The organism is Neisseria sp. MVDL19-042950 (assembly GCF_030504625.1).
GTDB lineage: Bacteria > Pseudomonadota > Gammaproteobacteria > Burkholderiales > Neisseriaceae > Neisseria.
Map to the genome: position 1 here is coordinate 182,803 of NZ_JAUKWH010000003.1, position 14,158 is coordinate 196,960.

Below are 14,158 nucleotides of genomic sequence, written 5' to 3' on the forward strand. Positions count from 1 at the left end.
GTGCCCGCTCCGGCGGCGGATTTGTGTTTTCAGACGGCCTTTTCGATATGCCGCGGCTCCATTCTCTTGCTATAATCTGCCGTTAACGCAGCAAACCATCGACAGAAAAAGAGCGAATATGAGCCAAACCCCTTTACTCGACACCATCAGCCTGCCGCAAGACTTGCGCTGTTTGCCTAAAGAACAGTTGCCGCGCGTAGCGGAAGAATTGCGTATGTTTCTGTTGGAATCGGTCGGTAAAACGGGCGGGCATTTCGCCAGCAACCTCGGCGCGGTCGAGCTAACCGTCGCGCTGCATTATGTGTATGACACGCCCAACGACAATTTGGTTTGGGATGTCGGCCATCAAAGTTATCCGCACAAAATCCTCACTGGCCGCAAAAACCGTATGCACACCATGCGCCAATACGGCGGTTTGGCGGGCTTTCCCAAGCGCGGCGAGTCGGAATACGACGCATTCGGTGTCGGCCATTCTTCCACTTCTATCGGCGCGGCGCTCGGCATGGCGGTGGCCGACAAACTGGCGGGCAACGGCAAACGCAGCGTGGCGGTAATCGGCGACGGCGCGATGACGGCAGGTCAGGCGTTTGAAGCCTTAAACTGTGCGGGCGATATGGATATCGACCTGTTGGTGATTCTCAACGACAACGAAATGTCGATTTCCCCCAATGTCGGCGCGCTGCCCAAATATCTGGCGCGTAACGTCGTGCGCGATATGCACGGCCTGCTCAGCACCATCAAAGCGCAATCCACCAAAGTGCTCGACAAGCTGCCCGGCGCGCTGGAAATCGCCCAAAAAGTCGAACACAAAATCAAAACCATCGCCGGCGAAGCGGAGCACGCCAAGCAGTCGCTGTCGTTATTCGAAAACTTCGGCTTCCAATACACCGGCCCCGTCGACGGCCATGATGTTGAAAATCTGGTCGACGTGCTGAAAGACTTGCGCGCCAAAAAAGGCCCGCAGATTCTGCATGTGATTACCAAAAAAGGCCAAGGCTACAAACTCGCCGAAAACGATCCGGTGAAATACCATGCTATCGGCAAAACCAACGCTCCGAGCGAAAAGCCAGCCGTTCCCAAGCCCACCTACACGCAGATTTTCGGCAAATGGCTGTGTGATCAGGCCGCCGCCGACCCGCGCTTGGTTGCCATCACGCCCGCCATGCGCGAAGGCAGCGGTTTGGTCGAATACGAACAAAAATTCCCCGAACGTTATTTCGATGTCGGCATCGCCGAGCAGCACGCTGTTACCTTTGCCGGCGGCTTGGCTTGCGAAGGCGCGAAACCGGTGGTGGCGATTTATTCCACTTTCCTGCAACGCGCCTACGACCAACTCGTCCACGACATCGCCCTGCAAAACCTGCCCGTGCTGTTCGCCATCGACCGCGCCGGCATTGTGGGCGCAGACGGCCCCACCCACGCCGGTTTGTATGATTTGAGCTTTTTGCGCTGTGTTCCGAATATGGTCATCGCCGCGCCGAGCGATGAAAACGAATGCCGCCTGCTGCTTTCCACCTGCTATCAACTCGATGCGCCGACTGCCGTGCGCTATCCGCGCGGTTCGGGCATCGGTGCAACGGTTTCAGACGGCCTCGATACCGTGCCCGTCGGCAAAGGCGTTGTCAGACGCGAAGGCCGCCAAACCGCCGTTTTCGCTTTCGGCAGCATGGTTCAGCCCGCACTGGAAGCGGCCGAAACGCTGGACGCAACCGTGGCCGATATGCGCTTCGTCAAACCGCTGGACGAAGAATTGATTTTAAAACTGGCGCAGTCGCACGATTATCTGGTGAGCGTCGAAGAAAACGCCGAGCAAGGCGGCGCGGGCAGCGCGGTGCTGGAAGTGCTGGCGAAACACAATATCTGCAAACCCGTGCTGGTTTTGGGCGTGGCCGACACCGTTACCGACCACGGCGACCCGAAAAAACTGCTCGACGACTTGGGCTTGAGCGCAGCGGCGATATTGCGGCGGATACAAAATTGGCTGGCCGAAGTTTGAGCATCGCCGCTTCCCATCGTAAACAAACTTACTTTATCAAGGCTCGTTATACTCGGCCTTAGCCCAAGTATGGTACGTGCCATTTTTTTAAGTCGGTTCATTAGTTAAGAGGCCGTCTGAAAAGGTTTTCAGACGGCCTCTGCCTTTGCAGACGGAAACAAAGTGCTTGCAGAATGCAAACCGTTGGTTCGGCCTTTCTTCCCAACCCTTTTCCATGCGGGAAAAGAAATGGGGGATGGAACTTTGCGCGGCGATTTATTGGTTCAAGATATGAAACCAAGAGGCCGTCTGAAAACCTTTTCAGACGGCCTCTCAATCCTAACCGACCCTTTACTCTTCCGGCGGCAGCGGCGCACCGGCGGTATGTTTGAAACGGTTATAGGCAAACAGATATTGCTCGGGAAAACGGCGCACCCAATATTCCACATTTTCGTTAATCACTTGCGCATCATGCACTTTGTCGCCGTTCAACTCTCCCTGCATCGGTTCGATGTGCAGCACAAACCCTTTCCCGCTTTGCAGCCTCTCTCCGCAGAAAAACAGCGTCCGCACGCCTTTCACTTGCGCAAGTTTCGCCGCCAGCGTCATGGTATAGGCGTAACGCCCGAAAAACTTGGCCCATACGCCGTCGCCGCCCTCTTCGGGATCGGGCACATGATCGGGCAGCACAATCGTGGCTTCGCCCGCACGCAGGGCTTTGATAATCTGTTTCACGCCTTGGATATTGGTCGGTGCCGTGCGCCCTTTGTCGCGCACGCGGCCTGCCTGCATCACTTGGTCGAACACTTTGATTTTCGGCGGTTTGTACATGGCGGTAAGCGGAAACGGCAGGCAGTGGCTGAGATAACGGCCGGCCAAATCATAGCTGCCGATGTGCGGCGTAATAAACAGCAAGCCTTCGCCTTTTTCCAAGGCCGTCTGAACATGCTCCCAGCCGTGCACTTCCCGAAACAGCGCGGCCACTTGTTCAGGCCGTCTGAAAAAGGCTACCGGCAGCTCCAAGCCGCCCTTGGCCGTTTCCTGCAATACGGTTTTCACCATCGCATCGTCATCCGGCAAACCGGCGGTTTTCAAGTTGGCGCGGATGCGCTCGCGGTCTTCGTCGAAGAAATAAAACGAGCAGCTTCCCAGCAGCCGCCCGAAAAAATGCAGCCAGCCCAGCGGCAAGACGGCTAAGCTGCGGAATATAAAAGAAACAATCGCTTGCATGGAACATTCACTTGTAGAAGAAACGGCATTGTAATGTAAAACCCCAACCACGCCCAAACAGGCCGTCTGAAAACGCCGCCGCATCTCTCAATACAACAGCCCCCTCTTTACCGGCCTGCTGCCGCGCTCCTGCCGCCGCAATTTAAGCAGCCCCGCCCTGCCGTTTCTGCTATAATTTCTGCCGTTTGTTTGATTACCATTCGGCTGCCCTCTCCGGTTGGTCGATTTTCTCTTGTCAAGAAAGCCTACCCACAATGAGCGAAGAATACCTATTCACTTCCGAGTCCGTATCGGAAGGCCATCCCGATAAAGTGGCCGACCAGATTTCCGATGCCATTCTCGATGCCATTCTGGCGCAAGACCCGACCGCACGCGTAGCCGCCGAAACGTTAGTCAACACCGGTTTGTGCGTGCTAGCCGGCGAAGTTACCACCACCGCCCATGTCGACTACATCAAAGTGGCGCGCGAAACCATCAAACGCATCGGCTACAACTCTTCCGAACTCGGCTTCGATGCCGACGGCTGCGCGGTCATGATGTGCTACGACCAGCAATCGCCCGACATCGCCCAAGGGGTGAACGAAGGCGAAGGCATTGATTTGAACATGGGTGCGGGCGATCAGGGCTTGATGTTCGGATACGCCTGCGACGAAACCCCCACGCTAATGCCGTTTACCATTTATTACAGCCACCGCCTGATGCAGCGTCAAAGCGAAGTACGCAAAGACGGCCGCCTGCCGTGGCTGCGCCCCGATGCCAAAGCGCAATTGACCTGCGTGTACGATGCCGAAACCGGTAAAGTAAAACGTATCGACACCGTAGTATTGTCTACCCAGCACGATCCGGACATCGACCGCGAAGAGTTGATTAAAGCGGTGAAAGAACACATTATCTTCCCCGTGCTGCCGAAAGACATGCTCACCGAAGACACCAAATACCTGATCAACCCCACCGGCCGTTTCGTGATCGGCGGCCCGCAAGGGGACTGCGGCTTAACCGGCCGTAAAATCATTGTCGACACCTACGGCGGTGCCGCTCCGCACGGCGGCGGCGCATTCTCCGGCAAAGACCCCACCAAAGTGGACCGTTCCGCCGCTTATGCCTGCCGTTACGTGGCCAAAAACATCGTAGCCGCAGGTTTGGCCACTCAGTGCCAAGTGCAGGTTTCCTACGCCATCGGCATCGCCGAACCGACCTCAATTTCCATCGACACTTTCGGCACCGGCAAAGTGGACGAAGCCACGCTGATCCGAATCGTGCGCGACAATTTCGACCTGCGTCCGAAAGGCATCATCCAAATGCTCGACCTGCAACGCCCGATTTACAGCAAAACCGCCGCCTACGGCCACTTCGGTCGCGAAGAGCCTGAATTCACTTGGGAGCGCACCGACAAAGTGCCCGCCTTGAGAGCTGCCGCAGGGTTGTAACATTCCGCTGATTCAAAGGCCGTCTGAAAAGAAGTTTTCAGACGGCCTTTTGTTGTTGCGGCATACTTAGGAAACGGACTGCCGACACAATACACAGCAAATCAACTTAAAAAATAACACACGTCATCCTCAAAGTTGCCCCGAGTATGATGAACCGCGATAAAGAAAGTATCTTTACCATAGGCCGTCTGAAACCATATTTTTCAGACGGCCTATATTGGTTTATATTTGCAAATAGCTGCTGCGACAACCGCAAAGCACCATACCGAAACCATACCGGCACGCAACACCGTAAAGCGATCGGATTTCACGGTTGCACACATTGGCCGACACATCGAAAAACATCAGGAGCCGCATCATGCCGAACCAGCCTCCCGCATCCCTGTTCACTCCCGCCCGCCTTATCGTTGTCGGAGCCAGCGAACGGCCGCACAGCTTGGGCGAACGCGTGCTCACCGCCCTACTCCGCACACCTTTCTGCGGGCAGATTACACCCGTCAACCTGCGCCATAAAACCGTCGGCGGCCTGAAAGCCTATGCCAATATCGGCCGCGTTCCGGAAACCGCCGATGCCGCAATCATCCTTACCCCGCCGCCTAGTTACGAAGCATTGTTCAAAGCCTGCCATAAGCAGCAAATCCCCTATGCGGTGCTGGTTCAGGATTGGGACAGTCTTTCCGCTGAATCATGGGCGGAAGCCCAAACCGCGATTGAAAAAGCACGCAAACTCGATCTGCGCATCGCCGTTTGCCATCCGGCTGCCATCCAAACACAGGCGGCGGGTCTCAACACCGGCATTTATCCCGCCGCACCTGCCGGAAACGTCGCCGTCATCAGCGGCCATGCTTCGTTCGGTGCCGAATTAACCGAACAGTTGCAACAGATCGGATTAGGCATTTCGCGCCATATCTGTATCAACTTCGCGCTTAGCCCCATCAAGTCCGCCGACATTCTGCACGATTTCGCCGTAAGCCCCGACACCCGTTTGATCGTGGCGGAATACAATCCGAACGAAAACTTACGCCGTCTTTTCAGCACCTTGCGCCAAACCGCCCGCCGCAAACCCGTTATCCTTCATGTCAGCCACCATGCCGATGCCGAAGAGCAAGCGATACTGCATTACCTCTCCCGACATTGCGGCTGCCTGCTGACCTTTACCCGCGAAGAACTCGCAGCCGCCCTTCACGCCCTCGGCAGCCGCAGCCATACCGCCCGCAAACTGCACATTATCGCTAACGAACCATGCGGTTGGCTGCAAACGCAAGCCGCCTCCCTCGGCCTTTCCCTGCAACTGCCTCCCGATAACGACAGGCCGTCTGAAAACAGCTACGGCTACATCGGCAGCAACCCTTCCACCATGCACTACCGGGCATTGGCGGAAAGCTGCCTGCAACACAACCAAACAGAGGCCTTGCTCGCCATAGTCTCCCGCACCGCAGACGGCAGCGAAGCGGAAATCACCCGTATTTTAAGCAACCTCCAAGCCCGGTCTGAAAAGCCCGTATTGATCAGCAGCCCGTTTTCAGACGGCCTCCTGCAATTCAAACAAGCAACGCAGGCTTTGCAGGCTTTCCAATTCCAATCGGAATATAACGAATTGAAACGTCTTAAAATCCAAACCGCCAAATCGTATCCCGCCTACCTGAAAACGCCGAGCGTCGGCAACATACAAGAAGCCCTCGGAGACCTGTCGCAACTTGCCAAAGCCCTTTACCTGCCCGAATACAAAACACGGGAAGCGGGCGCGCAAATCGAATTTATTTTCAGACGGCATCACCGCTACGGCGGCGTACTCTATGCCTTTACCGCCGACCGCACCCTTGCCGTTTTACCACCATTTACCACCATCGACGCAGAGCGGCTGATCCAACAAACCGATTCAAAACGCCACCAAAAAACCATACACCAACTGCTGCACAGCCTGAACACCGTTGCGGATAACATGCCCCGCATCGACACGATAGCGGTTTCCATCGTCAACGGCAGCCCTGGCACGGATATTACGCTTACCACGGAAAACAGCACTGCCGAAAACGTGCTGGCTCCCTACCCGATCCGGTCCGCCCACGACTTTACTCTAAAAAACGGCCAAACTCTGCACATCAGACCGTTAATACCCGAAGATGCCGAGTCCAAACAGCAATTCGTCCAAAACATGAACGAAGCAGACCGCCACAGCCGCTATATGATGCACATCAAAGCCCTCAGCCCTGCCATGCTGTCGCAAGCCTGCAATCTCGACTACTGCTGCGAAGGTGCTTTCACCGCCGAAAGCGAAGACGGCACTCTGCTCGGAGTCAGCCGTTTCAGCAGCACCGACTCCCCGGGGCAATGCGAATTCGGCATCGGCATCGCCACAGCCGCACAAGGCCAAGGCTTGGCCATACATCTGATGCAGCAAATCATCGGTTTGGCCAAACAACAAGGTTACCGGCAGATGACTGCCGAAATCCTCAAAACCAACCGTTCCATGCTGAAGCTGGCCGAAAAACTCGGTTTTGAAACCCGCCCGTCCCTTCACGACAAAGAATTGGTAGAAGCCCGCTTAAACCTTTTCCCGCCTGCAAACAACATAAAACGTAATTTCAGGCAACAAATCCTTGCAAAGAAACCATAAATTGCCCTAAAATTAGCAGTTTTCTATATATCCGATTTTCACAAAAGGAATTACCATGGTAGTTATCCGTTTAGCCCGCAGCGGCTCAAAACACCGTCCGTTTTACAACGTAGTCGTTACCGACTCACGCAACCGCCGCGACGGCCGCTTCATTGAGCGCGTAGGCTTCTACAACCCTGTTGCCAACGAAAAACAAGAACGCGTGCGCCTGAATGCCGAGCGTTTGAACCACTGGGTCGCACAAGGCGCACAAGTAAGCGATGCCGTGGCCAAGCTGGTTAAAGAACAAAAAGTTGCCGCTTAATTAAACACTACTGCCATGACCGACACTCAGCAACGGGTAGCCATGGGCTACATCAAAGGCGTATTCGGCATTAAAGGCTGGCTAAAAATCGCCGCCAACACCGAATACGCCGACAGTCTTTTGGACTACCCCGAGTGGCAGCTAAGCAAAAACGATCACCGCCTGCAAGTTACCCTGGAAAGCGGCAAAGTAATTAATGGCGAATTACAGGTAAAATTCGAAGGAATAGACGACCGTGACGAAGCATTTGCACTGCGCGGCTATACCATCGAAATTCCCCGCGAATCTTTCGCCCCTGCCGAAGAAGACGAATATTACTGGGCCGATTTAGTAGGCATGAGCGTAGCAAACACCGAAGGCATTAATCTCGGCACCGTTAAAAACCTCATGGAAACAGGTGTCCACGATATCTTGGTTATCGACGGCGAGCACGGTCAAAAATTGATACCTTTCGTATCCCACTATATCGAAAACGTGGATACGGAAAATAAAACCATTACTGTTGATTGGGGTTTGGATTACTGATGCTGATTCAGGCCATTACCCTATTTCCGGAAATGTTTGAAAGCATTACCGGGTACGGTGTAACCGGACGGGCATTAAAACAGAACCTCTGGCAGTTTCAGGCCATCAACCCCCGCCGTTTTGCCGACAACAAACTGGGCTATATTGATGACCGTCCTTTTGGCGGCGGCCCCGGTATGATTATGATGGCTCCTCCATTGCTAGCAGCCATTGAAGAAGCCAAATCTCACCATAGCAATAACAATAGCAGAGTGATTTACCTCAGCCCGCAAGGCGTGCCGCTAACCCACGCGAAAGCTACTGAGCTGGCAACATTAGATAACCTTATACTACTCTGCGGTCGCTATGAAGGCATAGACGAACGCTTGTTGCAGAGCAGCGTAGATGAAGAAATCAGCATAGGTGATTTTGTCGTATCCGGCGGCGAATTACCGGCCATGATGCTGATAGATGCCGTCTTAAGATTAATTCCCGGTGTATTGGGCGATGCACAATCGGCTGAGCAAGATTCTTTTGCAGACGGCCTGTTAGACTGCCCTCACTACACCAGACCAACAGAATTTCAGGGTATGGAAGTTCCCGAAGTGTTACGCTCGGGCAACCATAACCTGATAGCCGAGTGGCGATTAAAAGAATCGCTACGACGCACCTTGGTGCGCCGACCCGACTTATTGGAAAAGCGCAGTTTAATCCCAAAGGAGTCCCGCCTCTTGGCCGAAATCAAACAAGAGCAACAGGACACCAATCATAATTAGGAAATAAACACATGAACTTGATTCAACAATTAGAGCAAGAAGAAATTGCTCGTTTAAATAAAGAAATCCCCGAATTCGCCCCGGGTGATACCGTTGTGGTATCCGTACGCGTAACCGAGGGTAGCCGTACTCGTCTACAAGCCTACGAAGGTGTGGTTATCGCCCGTCGTAACCGCGGTTTGAACAGCAGCTTCATCGTACGTAAAATTTCCAGCGGCGAAGGTGTTGAGCGTACTTTCCAACTGTACTCACCCAACGTAGAAAAAATCGAAGTTAAACGCCGCGGTGATGTACGCCGAGCCAAGCTGTACTACTTACGCGGTCTGACTGGCAAAGCTGCCCGCATTAAAGAAAAATTACCAGCACGTAAAGGTTAATTTAACCATAATAAAAATACCCGTCTTTATAAGGCGGGTATTTTTATATCGAATCAGAATAATCACCTTTCTTTATTCAATGGACATCAACACCTTTGTCTGTAACAGTTTGATCGACAGTGTCCCCCTTTTTATCTAGGAGATAAAAAGGGGGACACTATTTAAAGTATGCTTCTAAATTTGGTTAGTTAGGTAAAAATAGTCAAGACTCCCTCCTCAATATACTTGAGGAATTTGGCCTATAAAGTTTTATTAATACAAAATTTGCTAGGTACCCGTCAAGAGAGGTGATATAACGAGAATTTATATTTATTAGATTTTACAAAAACCGTACTTTTTTTAATTTAATAGAAAAATAAAATTTCTGTAAGCTAAGAATATAAACGATCTAATGAGCCAATTAAATTAACAAAATAGGCCACAAGAAATTGTGGCCTATTTTGTTAATTTAATTGGCTCCCCGACCTGGGCTCGAACCAGGGACCTGCGGATTAACAGTCCGTCGCTCTACCGACTGAGCTATCGGGGAAAGGTGTTAAATTATATTATTAATCTAAATATCTGTCAATTCATGCTACTTACTTATAATAATTTTCAAAACAACATGGTAATTAGTACAAACGTCCCCAATTAATTACCAAATTCAATATATCAATTACTCAACAAGAAATCATGAACACATTTCAACAATGATTTTACAGAATATCTGCAATATGTTTTGCTGCACGTTTTGCATCCAGCAGAATTAATCCCAACTTACCACTTTCCTTAGCCATTAATGCTAATACCGCATTATTTCCAGCCTGACTTAACAAAACGTAGCCATTTTTACCCTTCACCATTACTTGGTCTAATTCTCCGCAAGCCAATTCATGCACTGCCCGGTTACCTAATGCCAAAAGAGTAGCGGACATCGCACCTACTCGATCAGCATTAAGATTACTAGGCAATAAAGTTGCAATAGGTAAACCATCCGTTGATATTACTGCCGATGCGGTAATATCAGCAGAGGTATTATTCAAATCACTTAACACGGAAATTAATAATTGTTCGCGCATTTTTATTCCAATCCAAACTTAAATGAAAGGCTGTTAACCCATCACTTGTAATATCCATAAATTTAATTTCTACTTACTGTCTTCCGTAGCGGTTATATAAAACCTTCACTAAAGTAACAAAAGCGTCTTTATTCAAATCAGGCAGTCCACCAATTACTAAAATTAGCTTACTCATACCAATATACAATGGGAAAAAAGTTAGCTCAGTTTGGCCTGAAGGGTCACAAATACCCCAAGCGTTATGGTGAATATGTAAATTATTCTTAATTAAGAGTTGATGCCTATCCGAAACCTCTGCAACCTCACTTGCCAAGATACCCAGTTCTTCTGCTGCTTCATGATGAAATCCAGCATTAGCAAAATATAAACCGTTTTCATCCGCCAACAAAGCCCTCCCTGAATTGGAGAGTTGCGCCAATAATTCAGGCAATTGCTCATCTGACAAATACACATCGTCTGTACTGATATTTTCTTCTCCATAAAGGAATTCAAGGCGCTGCAAACGATAAAGCAAATTCAAGGCGCTATCAATATCACTGGTATCCGCCCATGCTAATAATTTTTCACTACTGATGGTTTCCGTTGCATCTGCACGTAATAAACCATACAAAAGGGTTCGGCTGGCACTTGGTGTATCTCCTGAAACCGCATAATAAGCGCCTGCCGGAGTGATTTTAGGGTACAAATTCGATTGTAAAGAAAGTGTTGATTCCATTTTATACCTCTAATCCCGGATCAATTGAGAACAACATCGCACTAACCAGTTGTTTTACATCATCCTCGCGACGAGCATCAATTTCAAAAACCGGTACATTAAAATTATTCTGTGCTAAATATTTTTGGTACACATCCACTCCGGGCAAAGAACGGATATCCATCTTGGTAACACCTACGACCAATGGAGCTGTTTTTAGCAATTCTCGGAAAGCATCTAAGAAAAATTGCAAATCTTTCAAAGGATTGGTACGTGTATTATCCAGTAATAGGATTAAGCCCATACTCCCTTGGCTTAAAATTTCCCACATAAAATTGAAACGTTCCTGCCCTGGTGTGCCATAGAGATGAACCTTTGTTTCTTCATCTAAACGAATTACACCATAATCCATAGCTACCGTAGTATACCCTTTTCTGACTAAAGTCATATCAGAAGCATCTGCGTCGGTTTGGACAGGTGGTTCATCAGATAAAGCTGAAATAGCTGTTGTCTTACCTACGCCGACGGGACCGGTAAAGATAATCTTATTTTCCTTCATTACATACCCCTTAAATATTAGCGTTTACCGATTAATTTACGCATCAAGCGTTGGAGTAGACTGCGTGGTTGTTCTGCTGACGGGCTAATAGCTTTTTGAGCATCTTTAGCCATTTGGCTATCAGGCACATCACTATTAACATTCACGCTATCAGTTGAAATGTTTTCTTGTTTATCTTGTGCTGTGAATTCACTATCAGTAGCCAAAAAGCCTGTAACAGAAGTGGCCGCCAAATAATTTAAAATATCTGGCATATCTAAAGGCATAACTTTATAGAGAATATTCAGATTCACAGAAGTTTTGGTTAGAAAAGCAGACAAACGCATTGACTCGGATACCGGTGCAAGACGTGTAAGATTCGGCCAACGTTTTAATGTGAAAACAGTCTGCGGTGTCATCGGATAAATCAGTCTCCCCTGAGCTGTCCAAATAGCCATTTGCCACAAGCAAGACATAATCGTTACCTTAGCTTTTTCTTTCCATTGCGGGTTATCGGGCACTGCTTTACATACGACTACAAGGTTATCATTCTTACTTAATTTTTCTAACTCTGCCGCACTAATTGTAAGTAATACGCGCTGGATACTCGGAAATACGATTAAAACCGGTTTTCCCTCATGCAACACAGCAATGTCTTGATGTCCTTGGCTAGCAAATTTTAATGCGCCAAGCAAGCCTTTCTGCGGATTGAATCGATGAATCGTTGTTTTACGTGCCCCTGCTGTATGATTAGCATTCGCATCCTGTTCCGAATTTCTGCGTTCGGAAGCATCAAAAATACCCCCGCCTTGAGATAAGCTGCGAAGTATAGGAAACAAAGTATCGAATTTAATCGGTTTAGCTAAATAAGGTGTAGTAACAGTAGGTTCTTGGCTAGAAAACATGACTACCGGAATATCCTGATAGGTTTCTTTCAAAGTTTTCCATTTTTCCAAACCTTGTTCAGTATCAGTATCAACCAACACCAAATCAGGCTTCCCTTCTGATTCTAAGGTAACAATTTCATAATTGGTGGTATTATGCATTTTAAATGCCATACGAAATACGGCATCTTGTTGTTCGCCCATTTCTTGCAGCATAATCCGCACAGTTTTAATTTTTGGTAACAGATTGTCCATTATCGGTACTCTTCAAAAGTATTTGGTTATTTGGAATGTTGGTTGACACGGCGGAGCAAACGGCTCATAGCCAAAACAACTTCTTCTGGCAAACTTTCCACACGCTCACGCAATAAGCGTAAGAATTGCTCCAATCGAGGCCAGTCTTCTGCACGCTCATATAAGTCGAACAACATAATATAAAGCTGCGACTCTTGCGGGTATTGCAGGACAGCCTGCTCCAAAGTACCGATAGCCTGTTCCAATTGCCCGTACATCAGCAAAGACTCCACTTCTTTGATAGCTTCTTCTGCAGGAGAAGAATTGGCACTGATAAGTGAAGCATCTTTTTGCACCAGATCACGGTATTTGGCTTTCAGTTGCAAGGAAGTCGGTTGCAAATAACCTCTTTCCAATCCAATCTCGCGAACTTTCTGTTCAGACGGCCCCTTTTCTAAATCATCAAATACTTCATGATAGCCAAGGCTATATCCCCACCCCAGCATACGTTCTTTTACTTGACGTCCATATTGCCCCAAAGCGTAATATAACTTCCATAAGTGCTTGGCAAACTGATTGACTTCTTCATGTTGATAATCCAACTTCAGTGCATCAATAATCAAGCTTGCCGGCTTGGAAGATTTTTGAATGGCACGGTTATATTGTTGCAATGCCGTTTCATAATCTACTTTATTATTCAGAATTCTTGCACTCTTCTCGGGCTTCACAAAGCCGATAACAGCGCTCATTTCCTCACTGCTTACATCGTTCCAATCGACTTGGCCGATGACAATCGGGCTGCGTGTTGATTTTGCACCACCATTTGGAGCTTGTGCATCCGCAGCATTATTAATAGTTAATGTCGGGCTTGCAGCTTGAAGATCTTCCAAACCGGTTTTCTCGCCTATTTGACGGGCAACCTCTCTCATACCCCAACCTAAGCGGCGTTCAGCCATAACCCGTAAAGGCAGATGGGTGGAGTTTGCTACCAAGCCGGCTTTGACATATTCAGCCAAGCTCTCCTCTGTTAACACTTCGCCATGTTTATCAAGCGTATCTGCAAGCAGGTCGATATCATTAGTACGCAGGCTCAATCCGATTAACTCATGTACGAGTTTTTCGGGAGCTCCGTCTTTTAAACCGCTGAGATACCCCGCGAGAGAAGCTGCTGCTTTGCTTTCGTAGCCGAACTGCTTATATACTTGATATTCGGTCAGTGGATCGACTTCTTGTACGGAAACGGATGCTGTAGCAGTCTCAGCATGACTCCCACTGTCCCATTCCCAATCTTGATTTTCCGTTTCAGCAACTGATTGCGAAACTTTATCCATCCAATCGCTGCCACCGGCTGTATGCCCTGCTCGTGCAACATGGCGACCCGATCCGGATGTTTTGGCTGATTTGATTTGCTTTTTCGTTGCTTTGGCGCCACTTTGCTTGTAGCGCACAAACAACAATACTAGCAAAAGCAGTGCCAGTAATATGATTAAAAGTGAATAATTCAAGGATATCTCCCGATACGTGTAGCAACCCAATCAGG

Annotated in this window: 13 protein-coding genes and 1 tRNA gene; 7 read left to right on the forward strand and 7 right to left on the reverse strand. The window is 49.3% G+C overall.

From position 1 onward, the window contains the following. The first annotated feature begins 118 nt into the window (after positions 1 to 118). A complete protein-coding gene (gene dxs, locus Q0X97_RS04290; RefSeq protein WP_302065819.1) occupies positions 119 to 1,996 on the forward strand; it encodes a 1-deoxy-D-xylulose-5-phosphate synthase in 1,878 nt (625 codons plus the stop codon). Positions 1,997 to 2,326: 330 nt separating this feature from the next. Here the strand turns inward: dxs and Q0X97_RS04295 are convergent, their stop codons facing one another. Then, complete coding sequence (locus Q0X97_RS04295; protein ID WP_302065818.1) at positions 2,327 to 3,205, reverse strand: lysophospholipid acyltransferase family protein; 879 nt, start codon at positions 3,203 to 3,205, stop codon at positions 2,327 to 2,329. A gap of 254 nt (positions 3,206 to 3,459) precedes the next feature. Here Q0X97_RS04295 and metK point away from each other — a divergent pair, with 254 nt between their 5' ends. The 6 genes from metK to rplS all read left to right on the forward strand — a co-directional run bounded on the left by metK (position 3,460) and on the right by rplS (position 9,210). Beyond that, entirely contained in the window at positions 3,460 to 4,632 is a 1,173-nt protein-coding gene (metK, locus tag Q0X97_RS04300) for a methionine adenosyltransferase (RefSeq protein WP_302065817.1), read from the forward strand. A 358-nt stretch (positions 4,633 to 4,990) separates the two neighbouring features. Beyond that, positions 4,991 to 7,249, forward strand: a complete 2,259-nt coding sequence (locus Q0X97_RS04305) for a bifunctional acetate--CoA ligase family protein/GNAT family N-acetyltransferase (protein ID WP_302065816.1) — start codon at positions 4,991 to 4,993, stop codon at positions 7,247 to 7,249. Between the two features lie 55 nt (positions 7,250 to 7,304). Then, positions 7,305 to 7,553, forward strand: coding sequence for a 30S ribosomal protein S16 (rpsP, locus tag Q0X97_RS04310; protein ID WP_302065815.1), 249 nt, complete (start codon positions 7,305 to 7,307; stop codon positions 7,551 to 7,553). 15 nt (positions 7,554 to 7,568) lie between these two features. Next, on the forward strand, positions 7,569 to 8,078 hold the full coding sequence (gene rimM / locus Q0X97_RS04315; protein WP_302065814.1) for a ribosome maturation factor RimM: 510 nt from the start codon (positions 7,569 to 7,571) through the stop codon (positions 8,076 to 8,078). Continuing rightward, positions 8,078 to 8,833, forward strand: a complete 756-nt coding sequence (gene trmD, locus Q0X97_RS04320; RefSeq protein ID WP_302066143.1) for a tRNA (guanosine(37)-N1)-methyltransferase TrmD — start codon at positions 8,078 to 8,080, stop codon at positions 8,831 to 8,833. The genes rimM and trmD overlap by 1 nt, the downstream gene beginning before the upstream one ends. Positions 8,834 to 8,844: 11 nt before the next feature. After that, on the forward strand, positions 8,845 to 9,210 hold the full coding sequence (gene rplS, locus Q0X97_RS04325; RefSeq protein WP_085391184.1) for a 50S ribosomal protein L19: 366 nt from the start codon (positions 8,845 to 8,847) through the stop codon (positions 9,208 to 9,210). A 453-nt stretch (positions 9,211 to 9,663) separates the two neighbouring features. Here the strand turns inward: rplS and Q0X97_RS04330 are convergent. From Q0X97_RS04330 to Q0X97_RS04355, 6 genes are all read right to left on the reverse strand, one after another. Further along, a tRNA-Asn gene (locus Q0X97_RS04330) sits at positions 9,664 to 9,739 on the reverse strand. Between the two features lie 166 nt (positions 9,740 to 9,905). Next, a complete protein-coding gene (locus Q0X97_RS04335) occupies positions 9,906 to 10,268 on the reverse strand; it encodes a roadblock/LC7 domain-containing protein (protein ID WP_302065813.1) in 363 nt (120 codons plus the stop codon). Between the two features lie 73 nt (positions 10,269 to 10,341). Continuing rightward, complete coding sequence (locus tag Q0X97_RS04340) at positions 10,342 to 10,983, reverse strand: peptidase M23 (protein ID WP_302065812.1); 642 nt, start codon at positions 10,981 to 10,983, stop codon at positions 10,342 to 10,344. 1 nt (position 10,984) lies between these two features. After that, positions 10,985 to 11,521, reverse strand: a complete 537-nt coding sequence (locus Q0X97_RS04345) for an ATP/GTP-binding protein (protein WP_054617398.1) — start codon at positions 11,519 to 11,521, stop codon at positions 10,985 to 10,987. Between the two features lie 17 nt (positions 11,522 to 11,538). Next, entirely contained in the window at positions 11,539 to 12,639 is a 1,101-nt protein-coding gene (locus tag Q0X97_RS04350; protein ID WP_302065811.1) for a response regulator, read from the reverse strand. Positions 12,640 to 12,665: 26 nt separating this feature from the next. Next, positions 12,666 to 14,123, reverse strand: a complete 1,458-nt coding sequence (locus tag Q0X97_RS04355; protein ID WP_302065810.1) for a lipopolysaccharide assembly protein LapB — start codon at positions 14,121 to 14,123, stop codon at positions 12,666 to 12,668. Between the last annotated feature and the right edge of the window lie 35 nt (positions 14,124 to 14,158).